This window comes from Pseudomonas sp. Irchel s3f19 (assembly GCF_900187555.1).
GTDB lineage: Bacteria > Pseudomonadota > Gammaproteobacteria > Pseudomonadales > Pseudomonadaceae > Aquipseudomonas > Aquipseudomonas capeferrum.
This window is the reverse complement of sequence record NZ_FYDW01000002.1, coordinates 246,419-264,750: the sequence shown is the minus strand read 5'-3', so window position 1 is coordinate 264,750 and position 18,332 is coordinate 246,419. Positions and strand designations below refer to the sequence as shown.

Annotated in this window: 18 protein-coding genes; 12 read left to right on the top strand and 6 right to left on the bottom strand. The window is 61.4% G+C overall.

Annotated elements, in window-relative coordinates:
• Nucleotides 1-8: 8 nt before the first annotated feature.
• The 5 genes from rpsR (at nucleotide 9) to CKW22_RS05150 (ending at nucleotide 5,557) form a co-directional block, all read left to right on the top strand.
• Nucleotides 9-239 carry a 30S ribosomal protein S18 gene (gene rpsR / locus CKW22_RS05170; RefSeq protein WP_003249563.1) on the top strand — a complete coding sequence of 77 codons (231 nt, stop codon included), beginning with the start codon at nucleotides 9-11 and terminating at the stop codon, nucleotides 237-239.
• A 34-nt stretch (nucleotides 240-273) separates the two neighbouring features.
• Nucleotides 274-1,137, top strand: a complete 864-nt coding sequence (locus CKW22_RS05165; protein WP_033701799.1) for a hypothetical protein — start codon at nucleotides 274-276, stop codon at nucleotides 1,135-1,137.
• 20 nt (nucleotides 1,138-1,157) lie between these two features.
• A complete protein-coding gene (gene rplI, locus CKW22_RS05160) occupies nucleotides 1,158-1,604 on the top strand; it encodes a 50S ribosomal protein L9 (RefSeq protein ID WP_033701798.1) in 447 nt (148 codons plus the stop codon).
• A gap of 113 nt (nucleotides 1,605-1,717) precedes the next feature.
• Nucleotides 1,718-3,115: a replicative DNA helicase gene (gene dnaB / locus CKW22_RS05155; protein WP_033702579.1), complete on the top strand. Its 1,398-nt coding sequence runs from the start codon at nucleotides 1,718-1,720 to the stop codon at nucleotides 3,113-3,115.
• Nucleotides 3,116-3,256: 141 nt separating this feature from the next.
• Complete coding sequence (locus tag CKW22_RS05150; protein WP_033701797.1) at nucleotides 3,257-5,557, top strand: YgiQ family radical SAM protein; 2,301 nt, start codon at nucleotides 3,257-3,259, stop codon at nucleotides 5,555-5,557.
• A gap of 43 nt (nucleotides 5,558-5,600) precedes the next feature.
• Here the strand turns inward: CKW22_RS05150 and CKW22_RS05145 are convergent, their stop codons facing one another.
• Nucleotides 5,601-6,188, bottom strand: a complete 588-nt coding sequence (locus CKW22_RS05145; protein ID WP_033701796.1) for a TIGR00730 family Rossman fold protein — start codon at nucleotides 6,186-6,188, stop codon at nucleotides 5,601-5,603.
• Nucleotides 6,189-6,537: 349 nt separating this feature from the next.
• Between CKW22_RS05145 and azu the strand changes: the two genes are divergently transcribed.
• The gene (gene azu, locus CKW22_RS05140) at nucleotides 6,538-6,987 is read left to right on the top strand and encodes an azurin (RefSeq protein ID WP_033701795.1); all 450 of its coding nucleotides are present in this window, start codon (nucleotides 6,538-6,540) and stop codon (nucleotides 6,985-6,987) included.
• Between the two features lie 130 nt (nucleotides 6,988-7,117).
• Here azu and nadE read toward each other — a convergent pair whose 3' ends face one another.
• Together nadE and pncB are read right to left on the bottom strand one after the other, a co-directional pair.
• A complete protein-coding gene (gene nadE, locus CKW22_RS05135; protein ID WP_033701794.1) occupies nucleotides 7,118-7,945 on the bottom strand; it encodes an ammonia-dependent NAD(+) synthetase in 828 nt (275 codons plus the stop codon).
• 3 nt (nucleotides 7,946-7,948) lie between these two features.
• Nucleotides 7,949-9,154 (bottom strand): nicotinate phosphoribosyltransferase, encoded by a 1,206-nt coding sequence (pncB, locus tag CKW22_RS05130; protein WP_033701793.1) that lies wholly within the window; start codon nucleotides 9,152-9,154, stop codon nucleotides 7,949-7,951.
• Nucleotides 9,155-9,611: 457 nt separating this feature from the next.
• On the opposite strand from pncB, the gene CKW22_RS05125 reads away from it, so the two are divergent.
• The 6 genes from CKW22_RS05125 to CKW22_RS05100 all read left to right on the top strand — a co-directional run bounded on the left by CKW22_RS05125 (nucleotide 9,612) and on the right by CKW22_RS05100 (nucleotide 16,070).
• Nucleotides 9,612-10,748: a branched-chain amino acid ABC transporter substrate-binding protein gene (locus CKW22_RS05125; RefSeq protein WP_047582328.1), complete on the top strand. Its 1,137-nt coding sequence runs from the start codon at nucleotides 9,612-9,614 to the stop codon at nucleotides 10,746-10,748.
• A gap of 154 nt (nucleotides 10,749-10,902) precedes the next feature.
• Nucleotides 10,903-11,817, top strand: a complete 915-nt coding sequence (locus tag CKW22_RS05120) for a branched-chain amino acid ABC transporter permease (RefSeq protein ID WP_033701789.1) — start codon at nucleotides 10,903-10,905, stop codon at nucleotides 11,815-11,817.
• Between the two features lie 2 nt (nucleotides 11,818-11,819).
• Complete coding sequence (gene livM / locus CKW22_RS05115) at nucleotides 11,820-13,121, top strand: high-affinity branched-chain amino acid ABC transporter permease LivM (protein ID WP_095063876.1); 1,302 nt, start codon at nucleotides 11,820-11,822, stop codon at nucleotides 13,119-13,121.
• Entirely contained in the window at nucleotides 13,118-13,993 is an 876-nt protein-coding gene (locus CKW22_RS05110) for an ABC transporter ATP-binding protein (protein WP_047582330.1), read from the top strand. Before livM ends, CKW22_RS05110 begins: the two co-directional genes overlap by 4 nt.
• A complete protein-coding gene (locus tag CKW22_RS05105; RefSeq protein WP_033701785.1) occupies nucleotides 13,990-14,706 on the top strand; it encodes an ABC transporter ATP-binding protein in 717 nt (238 codons plus the stop codon). Before CKW22_RS05110 ends, CKW22_RS05105 begins: the two co-directional genes overlap by 4 nt.
• A 596-nt stretch (nucleotides 14,707-15,302) precedes the next feature.
• Entirely contained in the window at nucleotides 15,303-16,070 is a 768-nt protein-coding gene (locus CKW22_RS05100) for an SDR family oxidoreductase (RefSeq protein WP_095063875.1), read from the top strand.
• Nucleotides 16,071-16,118: 48 nt separating this feature from the next.
• Here the strand turns inward: CKW22_RS05100 and CKW22_RS05095 are convergent, their stop codons facing one another.
• The 3 genes from CKW22_RS05095 to CKW22_RS05085 all read right to left on the bottom strand — a co-directional run bounded on the left by CKW22_RS05095 (nucleotide 16,119) and on the right by CKW22_RS05085 (nucleotide 18,219).
• On the bottom strand, nucleotides 16,119-16,364 hold the full coding sequence (locus tag CKW22_RS05095; protein ID WP_047582332.1) for a hypothetical protein: 246 nt from the start codon (nucleotides 16,362-16,364) through the stop codon (nucleotides 16,119-16,121).
• Nucleotides 16,365-16,438: 74 nt separating this feature from the next.
• Nucleotides 16,439-17,536, bottom strand: coding sequence for an AGE family epimerase/isomerase (locus CKW22_RS05090; protein WP_095063874.1), 1,098 nt, complete (start codon nucleotides 17,534-17,536; stop codon nucleotides 16,439-16,441).
• Nucleotides 17,537-17,586: 50 nt separating this feature from the next.
• Nucleotides 17,587-18,219: a TetR family transcriptional regulator gene (locus tag CKW22_RS05085; RefSeq protein WP_033701781.1), complete on the bottom strand. Its 633-nt coding sequence runs from the start codon at nucleotides 18,217-18,219 to the stop codon at nucleotides 17,587-17,589.
• Nucleotides 18,220-18,332: the final 113 nt, after the last annotated feature.

Here is an 18,332-nt window from a genome sequence, read left to right as displayed (position 1 = left end):
CCTATTACATGGCACGTTTCTTCCGTCGTCGTAAATTCTGCCGCTTCACTGCTGAAGACGTGAAAGAGATCGACTTCAAAGATCTCAACACCCTGAAAGCTTACGTATCCGAAACCGGCAAGATCGTTCCAAGCCGTATCACCGGTACCAAAGCTCGTTATCAGCGTCAGCTGGCTACCGCTATCAAGCGCGCCCGCTTCCTGGCCCTGCTGCCCTACACCGACAGCCACGGCCGCTGAGACCGGGTCGTCGACAAGCAGTAAGGGATAAAGCATGCGAGCGTTAGCTGATTTCATCATGCGCGGTCGTGTGCAGGCCACCCTGGTGGTGGTCATCAGTGCAGTGTTACCGCTGTTGTTCTGGTTGAGTGCCGCTGCCGGGAGCCTCGTGCTTCTGCGGCGCGGGTTCAAGGATGCTTCAACGGTCATCGCGTTCGGGCTTTTGCCGGCGGTGGCCATCTGGGCCTTTGGCGACCCAAGCACCTTGCTGGTGCTGTTGGGGACGCTGGGGCTGGCCGCCTTGTTGCGTGCCGGGCATTCCTGGAGCCGGGTGTTGATGTCCAGTGTTGTGCTGGGGTTGGTCTACAGCCTCATCCTGGACACGGTACTGCGTGAAACCTTCGAGGTGTTGGCCAAGGCGCTTGTACAAGCCCTGCCACAAATCGAAGGCAAACCGGTGATCCCCGGTGAGCTGATCGGCCCTGTGCTGGTCGCTTCAACGGCGGTGATGCTGCAGCTGTTCAGTGTGCTGGCTTTGATGCTGGCGCGGTATTGGCAGGCTGCGTTGTACAACCCTGGAGGCTTCGGTCGCGAGTTTCGCGCCCTGAAGTTGCCGCGGGTCACCATGCTGACGCTGGTGGCAGTGATGGTGCTGGGTCCGTTCATCGGGCCGCAGTTTATCGTCCTGGCCTCTGCATCCAGCCTGGTGCTCGTCCTGGCCGGCATCGCCTTGATGCATGGGCTGGTGGCACAGGGCCGACTGGCTGGTTTCTGGCTGGTGGGCATGTACGTGACGCTGCCGCTGATCATGCAGCTGATTTATCCGTTGCTCGTGGTTTTGGCCATTGTCGACAGCCTGATTGATTTTCGCGGTCGCAAGTCCCCTGAGGGGAATGACTCCGCGAACGGTGAAGGTTAAAAGTTAAGAGGTTTTACCAAATGGAACTGATCCTGCTGGAAAAAGTCGCTAACCTGGGCAACCTGGGCGACAAAGTAAAAGTTAAGGCTGGTTACGGCCGTAACTTCCTGCTGCCATTCGGCAAGGCCACCGTTGCCAACGCCGCCAACCTGGCTGCGTTCGAAGAGCGTCGCGCCGAGCTGGAAAAAGCAGCTGCTGACCGTAAAACGTCGGCTGAAAGCCGCGCTGCCCAACTGGCCGAGCTGGAAGTGACCATCACTGCCACCGCTGGCGACGAAGGCAAGCTGTTCGGTTCGATCGGCACCCACGACATCGCTGACGCCCTGACCGCCTCCGGCGTTGAAGTGGCCAAAGCTGAAGTGCGTCTGCCGAACGGCACCATCCGTCAGGTTGGCGAATACGACGTAGCCGTGCACCTGCACAGCGACGTTGAAGCCACCGTACGCGTGGTTGTCGTAGCTGCCTAAGCTGCGCTGACTGGCTGGCCGTCCGCGGCCCAGCCGGTTAACATCGGGCACGGTCCTGTCTTCTACAGGCCGTGCCCTTTGTCTTTTTCGTCCCCCAGAATTCTTTCGTGGCCATGAACGAGATCACCTCCTCCGAACAGCTCGACCTGCAAACCGCAGCCCTAAAGGTGCCGCCGCATTCCATCGAGGCCGAACAGGCCGTGCTCGGTGGCCTGATGCTGGACAACAACGCCTGGGAGCGGGTACTGGATCAGGTCTCGGATGGCGATTTCTATCGGCATGACCACCGCCTGATCTTCCGCGCCATCCACAAGCTGGTCGACCTGAACCACCCGTTCGACGTGGTCACGTTGCACGAGCAGTTGGACAAGGAGGGCGTGTCGTCGCAAGTCGGTGGCCTCGCCTACCTGGCGGAGTTGGCCAAGAACACCCCGTCGGTGGCCAACATCAAGGCCTATGCCGCGATCATTCGCGAGCGGGCCACGCTGCGACAGCTGATCAGCATCAGCACCGATATCGCCGACAACGCCTTCAATCCACAAGGGCGCAACGCCGAAGAAATCCTCGACGACGCCGAGCGGCAGATCTTCCAGATCGCCGAGGCGCGGCCGAAGACCGGCGGCCCTGTGGGGGTCAACGAGCTGTTGACCAAGGCCATCGACCGTATCGACACGCTGTTCAACTCCGACAGCGACATTACCGGTATTTCCACCGGTTACACCGACCTGGATGGGAAGACCAGCGGCCTGCAGGCGGCCGACCTGATCATCGTTGCCGGCCGTCCGTCGATGGGCAAGACCACCTTCGCCATGAACCTGGTGGAAAACGCCGTGCTGCGCAGCGACAAGGCGGTGCTGGTGTTCTCCCTCGAGATGCCAGGCGAATCGCTGATCATGCGTATGCTCTCGTCGCTCGGGCGCATCGACCAGACCAAGGTGCGTTCCGGCCAACTCGACGACGACGACTGGCCACGCCTGACCTCGGCGGTCAACCTGCTCAACGACCGCAAGCTGTTCATCGACGATACCGCTGGCATCAGCCCGTCGGAAATGCGTGCGCGTACCCGCCGCCTGGCTCGGGAGCACGGTGAGATCGGCATGATCATGGTCGACTACCTGCAGTTGATGCAGATTCCGGGCTCTTCCGGTGACAACCGGACCAACGAGATTTCCGAGATCTCCCGCTCGCTCAAGGCCCTGGCCAAGGAATTCAACTGCCCGGTCATCGCCCTGTCGCAGCTCAACCGCTCCCTGGAGCAGCGGCCGAACAAGCGCCCGGTGAACTCCGACTTGCGTGAATCCGGTGCAATCGAGCAGGACGCCGACGTGATCATGTTCGTTTACCGTGACGAGGTGTATCACCCGGAGACCGAGCACAAGGGCATTGCCGAAATCATCATCGGTAAACAGCGTAACGGCCCCATCGGTTTCATCCGCCTGGCCTTCATCGGCAAGTACACCCGCTTCGAGAACCTTGCGCCTGGCATGTACAACTTCGACGACGACGAATAACAACCCTGTGGGTCGGGCTTGCCCGGCCCCACGGGGTTATTCGTGTTGCAAATGAATCCGACAACCACCGTCGGATTTGATCAAAATTTGTGCTATATTCCGCGCCCGCGATTTCCCTGAACACCAGAACCGGTCACTGACATGCAAGCAGCCAAACCACTCTACGACTATCCCAAGTACTGGGCCGAATGCTTCGGGCCAGCACCGTTCCTGCCAATGAGCAGGGAGGAGATGGATCAGCTCGGCTGGGATTCCTGCGACATCATCATCGTGACCGGGGACGCCTACGTCGACCACGCGTCGTTCGGCATGGCCATCATCGGCCGCCTGCTGGAAGCCCAGGGCTTTCGGGTTGGCATCATCGCCCAGCCGAACTGGCAGTCCAAAGAAGACTTCATGAAGCTGGGCGAGCCGAACCTGTTCTTCGGCGTCGCGGCCGGCAACATGGACTCGATGATCAACCGCTATACCGCGGACAAGAAGATCCGCTCCGACGACGCCTACACCCCTGGCGGCATGGCCGGCAAGCGCCCAGACCGCGCCAGCCTGGTGTACAGCCAGCGTTGCAAGGAGGCCTACAAGCACGTGCCGATCGTGCTCGGTGGCATCGAGGCCTCGCTGCGCCGTATCGCCCATTACGATTACTGGCAGGACAAGGTGCGCCATTCGATCCTGATCGACGCCAGTGCCGACATCCTTTTGTATGGTAACGCCGAGCGGGCGATCGTCGAAGTCGCCCAGCGCCTGTCCCAGGGCGAGAGCATCGAGCACATCACCGACGTGCGCGGTACCGCGTTCGTGCGCCGTGACACGCCCCAGGGTTGGTTCGAGATCGACTCCACCCGCATCGACCGCCCAGGCCGGGTCGACAAGATCATCAACCCCTACGTCAACACCCAGGACACCCAGGCCTGCGCCATCGAACAGGCCAAGGGCGACGTGGAAGACCCGAACGAAGCCAAAGTGGTGCAGATTCTCGACAGCCCGGGCATGACCCGTGACAAGTCGGTGATTCGCCTGCCGTCGTTCGAAAAAGTGCGTAACGACCCGGTGCTGTACGCCCACGCCAACCGCGTGCTGCACCTGGAAACCAACCCTGGCAACGCCCGCGCCCTGGTGCAGAAACATGGCGAAGTGGATGTGTGGTTCAACCCACCACCCATCCCCATGACCACCGAAGAAATGGACTACGTGTTCGGCATGCCCTACGCGCGTGTCCCGCACCCGGCCTATGGCAAGGAGCGCATCCCGGCCTACGAGATGATTCGCTTCTCGGTGAACATCATGCGCGGCTGCTTTGGTGGCTGCACCTTCTGCTCGATCACCGAGCACGAAGGGCGGATCATCCAGAACCGCTCCCACGAATCGATCCTGCACGAGATCGAGGAGATGCGTGACAAGGTGCCAGGCTTCACCGGCGTGGTCTCCGACCTCGGCGGCCCGACCGCCAACATGTACCGCATCGCCTGCAAGAGCCACGAGATCGAGAAGCACTGCCGCAAGCCGTCGTGCGTGTTCCCGGGTATCTGCGAGAACCTCAACACCGACCACAGCTCGCTGATCGAGCTGTACCGCAAGGCGCGTGCCTTGCCGGGCGTGAAGAAGATCCTGATCGCCTCGGGCCTGCGCTACGACCTGGCGGTGGAATCGCCGGAGTACGTCAAGGAGCTGGTTACCCACCACGTGGGCGGCTACCTGAAGATTGCCCCGGAGCACACCGAGCGTGGCCCGCTGGACAAGATGATGAAGCCGGGTATCGGTTCCTATGACCGCTTCAAGCGCATGTTCGAGAAGTACTCGAAAGAGGCGGGCAAGGAGCAGTACCTGATCCCGTACTTCATCGCCGCGCACCCGGGCACCACCGACGAAGACATGATGAACCTGGCCTTGTGGCTCAAGGGCAACGGCTTCCGCGCCGACCAGGTGCAGGCGTTCTACCCGTCGCCCATGGCGTCGGCCACGGCGATGTACCACTCGGGCAAGAACCCGCTGCGCAAGGTGACCTACAAGAGCGAAGGGGTCGAGATCGTCAAGAGCGATGAGCAGCGCCGTCTGCACAAGGCGTTCTTGCGCTATCACGATCCGAAGGGCTGGCCAATGCTGCGCGAGGCGCTGGAGCGCATGGGCCGCGCCGACCTTATCGGGCCGGGCAAGCACCAGCTGATCCCGTTGCACCAGCCGCAGTCCGACAGCTACCAGAGTGCCCGGCGCAAGAACTCGACCCCAGCTGGCAGCCACAAGGTGGCCAAGGAACAGAAGATCCTGACCCAGCACACCGGCCTGCCACCGCGCGGCAGCGATGGCAGCAAGCCGTGGGACAAGCGTGAGAAGGCCAAGGCCGATGCGTTTGCCCGCAACCAGCAGGCGGCCAAGGAGCGTAAAGAAGCGGCCAAGGGCGGCAAGGCTGGCAAGAAGCCGCGTCAGCCTGTCATTCCGCGCTGAGTGATTCATTGCGGGGCTGCAAAGCAGCCCCAAAATGCCAAGCTCAATCAGGCTGCTTGTCGACCCACTTCGGCACCACCGGCGCGACGAACTCGTTCATCCCGTCCAGCAGCGCATCCGGCTGCTGACCCAGCAGCAACATGGCCCGATGCTGCGGCCGCACGAAACCTTCTTCGACGATATGGTCGAGGAACCCGCCCAGCTTTTCATAGAAGCCATTGACATCGAGCAGGCCCAGCGGCTTGGCGTGATAGCCCAGTTGCCCCCAGGTCCACACCTCAAACAACTCCTCCAGCGTACCCAGGCCACCCGGCAGTGCAATGAACGCATCGCTGAGTTCGGCCATGCGTGCCTTGCGCGCATGCATGCCATCGACCACTTCCAGGCGGGTCAGGCCTTTGTGGCCGACCTCGGCGTCCAGCAGGCTTTGCGGGATGATCCCGACCACTTCGCCACCTGCGGCCATGGCAGCGTCGGCGACGATGCCCATCAAGCCGACCGCGCCACCGCCATAGACCAGGGTCAGGCCGCGCCGGGCGATGGCCTGGCCAAGGGCGACGGCCGCTTCACGGTAGGCAGGGTTGGCGCCGATGCTGGCGCCGCAGAAGACACAAACGGAACGTACAGGCATTGCTCATCTCCAGTCACTCAGGGTGACAGGGTACGGCGCCTGCCTGGCAGTTCCAAGGCCGCTTTCACTCCGGCCGGGAGAATTCGCAGACGGCGCCAGTGGCACCCTGGGCGTAGGCGGCGAGCAGGCTGTTCAGAAAGCTGGACATGGGCATTTGGTATTGCTCCTAAATGAGAGGTTGTCCCATCGCCTATTAAAAGGGCATGATGTGCCCTTAGATTGGTTGTATACAATCCATTGAACAATTCAACTGACTGGCCACTTGACACCCCCTTGACCCATATCAGCAAGGGGCTGAACGGTTTCAGGCAGTCTCGCAATTGATAAAACCCTGCCAAGGAGATTCATGATGTTTGCGAAAGCTGTAGCGGTATCCCTGCTGACCCTCGCCAGCGCCTCTGTCTTCGCCGCCGAGTGCTCGGTAACTGTCGACTCGACCGACCAGATGTCCTTCAATACCAAGGAAATCACCGTCGACAAGAGCTGCAAGGAATTCACCGTCAAACTGACCCATTCCGGCAACCTGCCGAAGAACGTCATGGGCCATAACCTGGTGATCAGCAAGACTGCCGACATGCAGGGCATTGCCACCGAAGGCATGACTCAAGGCCTGGATAAGGACTACATCAAGGCCGACAACGCCGGCATCATCGCTCACACCAAGATGATCGGCGCGCCAGAGAAAGAAACCGAAGTCAAATTCGACGCTACCAAGCTGGAAGCCGGCGGCGACTACAGCTTCTTCTGCACCTTCCCGGGCCACATCTCGATGATGAAGGGCAAGGTCGTCGTCAAGTAATGACGATGGCGTAGAGGGGAGGGCTTTGCCCTCCATTCGCGGGGCAAGTCGGATCGCCGCACCGCCGCTCCCACAGGCCTGATGCCAGTGGGGGCGGCGGTGCGGCGATCCGACTTGCCCCGCGAAGCTTTTACGGGGCGAACGGCAGTTCGCGCTTGTGCTGGGTCTTGCGGTAGGTGGCGACGATGATGTCGAACGCTTCCTGCTCGACTGGCTCACCCTGCAGGAACGCATCGATCTGCTGGTAGGTCACGCCATGTGACGCCTCGTCCGGCTTGCCCGGCGCCAGGTCTTCCAGGTCCGCTGTCGGGACCTTCTCCACCAGCGATTCCGGCGCACCGAAGCTGCGTGCAATCGCCCGCACCTGGTGCTTCACTAGCCCGCTCAGCGGCGCCAGATCGCACGCGCCATCACCAAATTTGGTAAAGAAGCCCATCACCGCTTCGGCCGCATGGTCGGTACCGATCACCAGGCCCGCGCGCGCGCCGGCGATCGTGTACTGCGCGACCATGCGCGTGCGTGCCTTGATATTGCCGACAACGAAGTCAACCAGGGTCGGCGAACCCCCTTGCAACGCCTCGGTTTCGGCCGCCAGTGCACGCACGGCGGGTGCGATGTCGACGGTGTGCACTTCATCGGCGTTGATCACCTCCAGGCAAGCCTGGGCGTCGTGCTCGTCGTGCTGCACCTGATAGGGCAGGCGCACGGCAATGAAGCGGTAGGCCGCATCGCCCGTTTCGGCACGCAGCTCGTTGATCGCGCGCTGGGCGAGCAGGGCGGCGGTCAAGGAATCGACGCCGCCGCTGATGCCCAGTACCAACGTCTTGAGCCGGGCATTGGCCAGGCAGCCCTTGATGAACGCCACGCGCCGGGCCACTTCCTGGTCGAGCGCGGCAGCATCGGCGAACGGCGGCTGCACCTTGAGCGCTTGGGCAATCTCTCGCTGAACGGCTTGCATGGGTTACTCCTTGCTGGGGATTTTGAAAACGTGGCGCATGTAGGCAACGAAGTTTTCGTCGCGGCATTGGGTCTTGGCCGCCTCGTCGGAGATTTTCGCCACCGGCGAGCCGTTGCAGTCGGTCATTTTAAGCACGATGTTCATCGGTGCCACACCCGGGATGTCGCAGGTCAGGTTGGTGCCGATGCCGAAACTGACGTTGATGCGCCCGCGCAGGGCGCGGAAGATTTCCAGCGAGCGGGTCAGGTTGAGGCCGTCGGAAAACACCAGGGTCTTGGTCATGGGGTCGATGCCCAGCTTCTGGTAATGGGCGATGGCCTTTTCCGCCCAGGCCACCGGCTCGCCCGAATCGTGGCGCAGGCCGTCGAACAGCTTGGCGAAGTACAGATCGAAGTCGTTGAGGAAGGCGTCCATGGTGATGCAGTCGGTCAGGGCGATACCCAGCAGGCCGCGGTACTCGCGCACCCAGCAGTCCAGCGCGGCGATCTGGCTGTCGATCAGCCGCGGCCCAAGCTGTTGATGGGCCATGAACCATTCATGGGCCATGGTGCCCAGGGGCTTGATATCCAGTTTCCATGCCAGGTCGACGTTGCTGGTGCCGACGAAGCGGGCCGGGAAGTCATCGCGCAGTACCCGTACCACCTCTTCCTGCACGCGGCTGGAGAAGCGCCGACGGGTGCCGAAGTCGGCCACCTGCAGATCGGCCAGCTCATCTTCGCTGGCATGCGCACGCAGCCAGTCGAACTTGCGGTAGAGCTGGTCACGGGCTTCGGCCAGGCGCATGTGCGGGTGCAGGTGGCGGTTGCGCACTTCGCTGATCATGGCCAGCAAGGGCACTTCGAAGAGGATCACATGCAGCCAGGGGCCACGCAGGCGCAGGTACAGCTGATCGTTTTCGATGCCGATGCGCACGTAGCGCAAGTTGAAGCGGAATAGCCGCAGAAAGCGCAGGAAGTCGGGCTTGAGGAAGCTGATACGTTCGAGGAAGGCCAGTTGGCCGTCATCCAGGGTCAGCTCGCTGAGCCGTTCGAGCTGGTTGCGGATCTCGCCGAGGTAAGGGCGCAGGTCTTCGCCGTTGCGGCAGCGGAATTCCCATTCCACGTCGGCGTCCGGGTAGTTGTGCAGCACGCCCTGCATCATGGTGAGTTTGTAGAAGTCAGTGTCGAGCAGGTTGAGCACGATGCGCTCGGCGAATGCGCTTTCGCTCATCAAGGGTGGCTCCAGAAGCGGCGAATGGCGGCTATTGTGCCACAGGTATCGCGATGAACTGGCTGGCAGTGGGGCGGGTTTATCCGCGAAGAGGCCAGCACCGGCAAAACAGGTGTTTTTCCGTGCACCAGCTAGCCTTCAAACGGTGCTGCCTGTAGCAGTCGCGCACCAGCGGTGTGCACTTCGGTGACGTCCGCTGTTACAGGGCGGTTGCACGTAAACACTTGCCAGGGTTGCAATGATGGCACTCGACGGTTGCTACTTGTCTGTACGTGTGGTGGCGCCTGCCGCAGGGCAGACGGTTGCACGCTCAATAAAGAAAAGGCCGTCGGTCGCCTGCTGGCGACCTTCACAGTGTGTTTTCCCGGAAGACAAAACCAATGGCACGGCCCTTGCTCAGAGCACAGGGTTGAGAAGTTGTAGTGCCAACCAAAAAAAACTCTAGGAGCACCACCTCATGTCGCAGACGTTTTACAAGAAAGGTTTCCTGGCACTGGCCGTAGCTACGGCACTGGGTGTTTCTTCGTATGTTCAGGCCGACGTAAAGATCGGCGTCGCGGGCCCGATGACCGGTGCCAACGCAGCGTTTGGCGAGCAGTACATGAAAGGTGCCCAGGCGGCAGCCGACGTGATCAACAAAGCCGGTGGCATCAACGGTGAGAAGATCGTCTTGGTGGCGGGTGATGATGCTTGCGAACCGAAGCAGGCCGTGGCCGTGGCCAACCGCCTGGCCGATCAGGACAAGGTGATCGGCGTGGTGGGCCACTTCTGCTCTTCGAACACCATCCCGGCGTCCGAGGTGTATGACGAAGCGGGCATCATCGCCATTACCCCGGGCTCGACCAACCCGCAAGTGACCGAGCGCGGCCTGAACGCCATGTTCCGCATGTGTGGCCGTGACGACCAGCAGGGCATCGTGGCCGGTGACTATATCGTCGATGTGCTCAAGGGCAAGAAGGTTGCCGTCGTGCACGACAAGGACACCTATGGTCAGGGCCTGGCCGATGCGACCAAGGCGCAGTTGGAGAAGCGCGGCGTCAAGCCTGTGCTGTACGAAGGCCTGACCCGTGGCGAGAAAGACTTCAGCGCGTTGGTGACCAAGATTCGCTCTACCGGTGCCGATGTGGTCTATTTCGGCGGCCTGCACCCGGAGGCCGGGCCACTGGTACGTCAAATGCGCGAGCAGGGCCTGAAGGACGTCAGGTTCATGTCCGATGACGGCATCGTCACCGACGAACTGGTAACCACCGCAGGCGGCGCCCCAAATGTCGACGGCGTGTACATGACCTTCGGCGCCGACCCACGTCTGCTGCCCGACAGCAAAGCCGTCGTGGAAGAGTTCCGCAAGAACGGTACCGAGCCTGAAGGTTACACCCTGTACGCCTATGCCTCGCTTCAAGCGCTGGCCGCTGCGTTCAATGGTGCCAAATCGAACAAGGGCGAAGACGCTGCCACATGGCTCAAGGCCAACACGGTCAAGACCGTCATGGGCGATAAAAAGTGGGACAGCAAGGGCGACCTGACTGTGTCCGACTACGTGGTCTACCAGTGGAACAAGGACGGCAAGTACCACCAGCTGGAAAAACAAAAATAATAACGGCAGCCAGCCCGGGCACGCGCCCGGGCCAATGCCCCTGCGGTACCTGTCTTTATTCGGAGATCTGCACAGTTCTGCGCTGCGAGGGCCGCTTCATCCGGGACCTGCCGTGGTCGGTACTTGTGCAGTCTCACTCAGGTGAGATTGCGTTATGGATGGTATTTTCCTGCAGCAACTGGTCAACGGCCTGACCCTCGGGTCGGTCTATGGCCTGATCGCCATCGGCTACACAATGGTCTATGGCATTATCGGCATGATCAACTTCGCGCACGGCGAGGTGTATATGATTTCCGCGTACCTCGCGGCAATCAGCCTGGCATTGCTGGCCTATTTCGGCGTCGAGTCGTTCCCGCTGCTCATGCTGGGCACGCTGTTGTTCACCGTCGTCGTCACGGGCGTTTATGGCTTTACCATCGAACGCATCGCTTACAAGCCCCTGCGCAACTCCACCCGCCTGGCACCGCTGATCAGTGCCATCGGTATTTCGCTGATCCTGCAGAACTACGCTCAGATCAGCCAGGGCGCTCGCCAGCAAGGCGTGCCGACCCTGCTGGAAGGCGCCATGCGCATCGAAGTCGGCACCGGCTTCGTGCAATTGACCTACACCAAGATCTTCATCCTGATTGCCGCGTTCGTAGGCATGGGCCTGCTCACCTACGTGATCAAGTTCACCAAGCTCGGCCGCATGTGCCGCGCCACGCAGCAAGACCGCAAGATGGCCTCGATCCTGGGCATCAACACCGACCGGGTGATTTCCTACGTGTTCGTCATCGGTGCGGTAATGGCCGCCCTGGCGGGCGTGCTGATCACCATGAACTACGGCACCTTCGACTTCTACGCCGGCTTCATCATCGGCATCAAGGCGTTCACGGCGGCGGTACTGGGCGGCATCGGCTCGCTCCCGGGGGCCATGCTTGGCGGCATCATCCTGGGCATTTCCGAGTCGCTGTTCTCTGGCCTGATCAACTCCGACTACAAGGACGTGTTCAGCTTCTCGCTGCTGGTGCTGATCCTCATCTTCCGTCCCCAAGGCCTGCTGGGTCGCCCGCTCGTGGCTAAGGTGTGAACATGTCCACTGCCAAAACTGCCCCTGTTTCCGAAACCAACGGTTTCGACCTCAAACGCAGCCTGCTGGAGACCTTCGTCGCCGGCCTGCTGGCGCTCATTGTCTTTGGCCCGGTCGTCGGCGTGGTGCTCGACGGCTACACCTTCAATGCCGAACCCCGCCGCGTGGCGTGGCTGGTCGGTGGTGTAATGGTCGGGCGCTTCCTGCTCAGCCTGTACCTGCAGAGCGGCGCTGGACGGCGCATGCTGCAAGGCTTCGACAGTGGTGGCTCGGGCGTGCATGTGAACGCGCCGAACTACAAGTCACGCCTGCGCTACATCATCCCGGCGCTGATCGTGATCGCCATCGTCTTCCCGATCTTTGCCAACAAGTACCTGCTGACCGTGGTCATCCTCGGCCTGATCTACGTATTGCTGGGCCTAGGGCTGAACATCGTGGTCGGCCTGGCCGGCCTGCTCGACCTGGGGTACGTGGCGTTCTATGCCATTGGCGCTTATGGCCTGGCGTTGGGCTACCAGTACCTGGGCCTGGGCTTCTGGAGCGTGCTGCCGCTGGCGGCCATCGCCGCAGCGCTGGCGGGGTGCATACTCGGCTTCCCGGTGTTGCGCATGCACGGTGACTACCTGGCGATCGTGACCCTGGGCTTTGGCGAGATCATCCGTCTGGTATTGAACAACTGGTTGTCGTTCACCGGCGGGCCGAACGGCATGCCGGCGCCGTCGCCAACCTTCTTCGGCCTGGAGTTCGGCCGTCGAGCCAAGGACGGCGGGGTGCCGATCCACGAGTTCTTCGGCTTCGATTACAACGCCAACCTCAAGTTCGTGTTCATCTACGCCGTATTGTTCCTGGTGGTGCTGGCGGTGCTGTACATCAAGCACCGGTTGACCCGTATGCCAGTCGGTCGCGCCTGGGAAGCGCTGCGTGAAGACGAGATCGCCTGCCGCTCGATGGGCCTGAATCACGTGCTGGTCAAGCTCTCGGCCTTCACCCTCGGGGCATCCACTGCGGGCCTGGCCGGCGTGTTCTTCGCCACCTACCAGGGCTTCGTCAACCCGTCGTCGTTCACCTTCTTCGAGTCGGCGCTGATCCTTGCCATCGTGGTACTGGGCGGTATGGGTTCGACGGTGGGCGTAGTGATCGCGGCGTTCGTGCTGACTGTGGCCCCGGAGTTGCTGCGCAGCTTCTCCGAGTACCGCGTGCTGCTGTTCGGCGTGCTGATGGTGCTGATGATGATCTGGCGACCGCGTGGGCTGATCCGCATCAGCCGTACCGGTGTGGTTCCGCGTAAAGGAGTGGCGCCATGAGCGACGAAATCATTCTTTCGGTCGACAACCTGATGATGCAGTTTGGCGGCATCAAGGCGCTCAGCGATGTCAGCCTCAAGGTCCGGCGCAATCAGATCTTTGCCCTGATCGGCCCCAATGGTGCCGGCAAGACCACGGTGTTCAACTGCCTCACAGGCTTCTACAAGGCCAGCGGCGGGCGCATCGAACTGAACGTGCGCGGCAGTCAAACCAACGTCATCCAGTTGCTCGGCGAGCGCTTCCAGGCGGCCGACTTCATATCGCCCGCACGCTTTGCCAACCGCCTGTACTACAAGATGTTCGGCGGCACCCACCTGGTGAACCGGGCAGGCCTTGCCCGGACTTTTCAGAACATTCGCTTGTTCAAGGAAATGTCGGTGGTGGAAAACCTGCTGGTGGCCCAGCACATGTGGGTCAACCGCAACCTGCTGGCCGGGGTGCTCAACACCAAGGCCTACCGCAAGGCCGAGAGCGATGCCCTGGACCATGCGTTCTACTGGCTGGAGGTGGTCGATCTGGTCGATTGCGCCAACCGCCTGGCCGGTGAGTTGTCGTACGGCCAGCAGCGGCGCCTGGAAATTGCCCGGGCCATGTGCACGCGGCCGAAGATCATCTGCCTGGACGAACCGGCTGCCGGCCTCAACCCGCAGGAAACCGAGGCCCTGAGTGGCATGATCCGCGTGCTGCGCGACGAGCACGACATCACCGTGGTGCTGATCGAACACGACATGGGCATGGTCATGAGCATCTCCGACCACATCGTCGTGCTCGACCATGGCAACGTGATCGCCGAAGGCGCGCCACAGGAAATCCGCAACAACCCGACGGTGATTGCCGCCTACCTGGGTGCAGACGAAGAGGAACTGGTATGAGTGCACCCATTCTCGAGCTCAAGGACCTGGATGTGTTCTACGGGCCGATCCAGGCGCTGAAGAAGGTGTCGATGCACATCAACGAGGGCGAGACGGTGAGCCTGATCGGCGCCAACGGTGCCGGCAAGTCGACCCTGCTGATGTCGATTTTCGGCCAGCCGCGCGCCGCGTCGGGGCACATCGTGTACCGCGGCACCGACATCACCCGCAAGTCGTCGCACTACATCGCCTCCAACGGCATTGCCCAGTCGCCGGAAGGGCGGCGGGTATTCCCCGACATGACCGTCGAAGAAAACCTGATGATGGGCACCATCCCGATTGGCGACAAATATGCCAAGGAGGACATGGAGCGCATGTACGAACTGTTCCCGCGGTTGAAGGAGCGGCGTACCCAGCGGGCGATGACCATGTCGGGGGGCGAGCAGCAGATGCTCGCCATCGCCCGTGCGCTGATGAGCCGGCCGAAGTTGCTGCTGCTCGATGAGCCGTCGCTGGGGCTGGCGCCGATTGTGGTCAAGCAGATCTTCGCCACCTTGCGTGAGCTGGCCAAGACCGGCATGACCATTTTCCTGGTGGAGCAGAACGCCAACCATGCGCTGAAACTGTCGGACCGGGCGTATGTGATGGTCAACGGAGAAATCCGCATGACCGGGACGGGGCAAGAGTTGTTGGTGAATGAAGAGGTGCGTAGCGCCTATCTGGGCGGGCACTGAGTTGATTCGGGGGCTGCAAAGCAGCCCCCGCTGTAAATGTGGACAACTTGCTGCACATCGCTCCCAGGCCTCCACACAACTCCAGCCTAGGCCATTGTTTCCACAGCCTTGTTTTACCCACGGATAATGTGGAGCTGCCTGTGGAAAACATGGGTGCACCTCGCTGTAGCCCTTTGCTGTCGAGGCCTGCAGGCATCTGATCGTTTTTTGATCGGTTTGCCCTTGTGGATGATTTTTCAGGGATTTTTAACCACATGCAGCTGTGTGTAATCGCTTTGAGCACCTGTGTATAACTCTGTGCAAAACCCTTGGACATACCGCTGCAAGCGGCATGGTTGAAAGCCTTGCGCCATCACTAAAAAGATATCCACCGACCCTGGAACGCTGAAAGGGTTCCGCTACCCCGACAAGTTGCCCCCAATCTGTGGGGAAAGCCTTGTGGATAACATGCGCATACATGACGCCAGGCCCTCTGCAACGGGGCTTTCGCCGATATGGTCAATATTTGATCAGTTGCTTCAATGGCTTGCTGCCTGCGTAGCACGAAGGCATGCTGCAACCCCCTGCCGAAATTAATCCACAGCGAGGAACAGAGCATGACGTCCACCGTATTCATCACTGGCGCGACTTCCGGTTTCGGTGAAGCTACCGCCCGACGTTTCGCCGAGGCCGGCTGGAAGCTGATCCTCACTGGCCGGCGTAAAGAGCGCCTGGACGCCCTGTGTGCCGAACTGTCGGCCAAGACCGACGTGCACGGGCTGGTCCTGGATGTGCGCGACCGCAACGCCATGGAACAGGCCATCGCCACGCTGCCGCCCGGTTTTGAGAAGCTGCGCGGCCTGGTCAACAACGCAGGCCTGGCGCTGGGCGTCGATGCGGCGCAGAACTGCAGCCTGGACGACTGGGAAACCATGGTCGACACCAACATCAAGGGCCTGATCTACACCACGCGCCTGCTGCTGCCTCGGTTGATCGCACATGGCCGCGGCGCGTCGATCCTCAACGTAGGTTCGGTGGCGGGCAATTACCCGTACCCGGGCAGCAACGTGTATGGCGGCACCAAGGCGTTTGTCGGGCAGTTTTCCCTGAGCCTGCGCTGCGACCTGCGCGGCACTGGCGTGCGCGTCAGCAACATCGAGCCGGGGCTGTGCGAGAGCGAGTTCTCGTTGGTGCGTTTCGGTGGCGACCAGGCCAAGTACGACGCCACCTACGCGGGTGCAGAGCCGATCCAGCCGCAGGATATTGCCGAGACCATCTTCTGGATCCTCAACCAGCCTGCGCACATCAACATCAACAGCCTGGAGCTGATGCCGGTGAGCCAGGACTGGGCAGGGTTCTCGATCGACCGGTCGCCCAAGGGCTGATCAGCATCCCCGGGCGTGCCCATGGCACGCCCATGCTGCCGCAGGCCTTCAGTTGTCTCGGAAAGTCTCGTTGGGGTTCAGAAGTTGCAGGGCTTGCAGCATATCGTTGACGACATCAGCGAGCATGGCATCTTCTCTACTCGGCTGCCCCTCGACATACCTCAAAAGGCTTGCAAGCAAACCAAGCTTTCGCTCATGCAGCAGTTTGTTCTTCTCAAGCTTGGAAGCCGCGATGTCCTTACCGGTAGCCTCAATTTCAGTTTGAAAGTGAGCCTTCAGAATTTCGTTGCCCATGACTGAACTCCTCTTTAGGGGAGCCTTTACGCTATCAACGCGTCTTGAGAACCGAAACTGGTAAAAATGTCAGGTCATTCCAAGCGCTGCAGCCCTGCCAGGCAGGTCGCCAAGTGATAAGGCGTAGTCGAAGGCATGTCATGCCGGCTGACAGCGCCTTCGCCGTCCCGGCATTCATACCAGCCGCCGTCATGCAGGAACCGCTGCGTCATCGCCTGCAACTGCTGCGCAAGCTTGGCTTCGTTGCCTGAGCGCAACGCCAGCGCCCGCAGGTACTCCGCCTGGGCCCAGATCCGCTGGGTGGCATCGATGACCTTGCCGTCCACAGCCAGCATTGCCAATACCGCCGAATCCTTTACCCCGCACTGCTCGGCATAATCGAACGCCCGGGCAATGGCGCCATGCAGCGGGGTGCCGCGTAACAGTGGCGAGGTGTCGAGCAGGTAGAACCATTCGAACTGATGCCCCGGTTCGAACCAGTTATCCACAGCATCGCGTGGTTTTTCCAGCATCAAGCCGTGCTGCGGTTCGATGAACTGTGCCAGCAGGGCATCGCACAACTGCAGCAGTCCCTGCTGCACGCTGGCATCTTCACGCACGGCAAGCACCTGCAGGAAGGCTTCGGCCAAGTGCATCTGGGGGTTCTGCAGCGGGCCACTGCCAAGGTCGGTCCAGTCTTCAGCGAGGCTGGCCTCGTACAGGCCGTCGTCGCGGGCGAACTGCGTGCTGACGATCGCCAGGGCAGCGTTCAGCGCAGACTCCACCAGGCTGTCGTGGACCTTGCCCCAGTAATGCGCGCAGGCAAACACGATGAACGCGTGGGTGTAGAGGTCCTTGCGCCGGTCCAGTGGCTTGCCTTCGGCATCGATGCTGTAGAACCAGCCGCCGTGCTCGGCATCGTGGAAATGCCGCTGCAGCGAGCGGAACAACGCCGCTGCCCGCTCTGCCGCGCCCGGCTGCTCGATGCGGCTGCTGAACAGGTACAGCTGGCGCGCGCAGGCCATCGCTCGATAGCGCTGAACCGGCAACGGCCGGTGCTGGGCATCGAGGGCCTCGAAGGGCAGGGCCATTTCGACGTTCCAGCCCGGGCCTTGCCACAGCGGCACGATAAGCTCGGCAAAGTGCTGGTTGAAGCGGGCCAGTTCGGGCGGAGTGGGGCGGGGGTCGGACATGAATGCGCTCGTCACAATCGGGCAGTGCGCCATGGTAGCAGAACTGCGCTTCAGCCCGGGTTACCCAGGCCTTGCCAGTGCCGCGCGCCGACGAAGATGAAGCGCAGCTGTTGGGTGATCTTTTCCTGCGCGGACAGCGCCTGTGGATAACCTGAATCAGGGTTGTCGATCAGCTCGGGCAGTGTGGCAAATACCGTCTTCACGACCAGGTCGGCCATCACCGCCAGTGCTGCACCGTCCAGGTGCTGCCAGCGTTTCATGCGCGCAAGGTCGGTGGCCAGGTCGTCACTGATGTCCTGGCGCAGGCGGGCAATCGCCTGGCGTACCGCCTGCGAGCCACCGTATTGCTCACGGGCCAGGAACAGGAACTGCGCCCGGTGGGCGGCGACCACGTCGAGGAAGATGCGCACCGAGGCGTCGGTGATGCCGCCAAACTCGAATTCGTTCTGGCGCACCAGACGGATGGTCTGGCGGAAGGTGGTATCGACCTCGGCCACCAGAGCCAGGCCCAGGGCGTCCATATCGGGAAAATGCCGGTAGAAACCGGTGGGTACGATACCTGCCGTTTTCGCCACTTCGCGCAGGCTGATGCTGCCGAAACCACGGCCACTCTCCATCAGCTGGCAGGCGGCATCGAGCAAGGCCTGGCGGGTCTGTAGCTTCTGTTCGGCACGCGGCAGCATGGGTCAGGGTTCTGTGTCGGTCGAGGCAGGGCACTCTAGATAATAAAACGAAGCCCGGTCAATGGACCGGGCTTGGAGGTGAGCAGGCATTGTGCCGCAGGTTGTTATTTTCG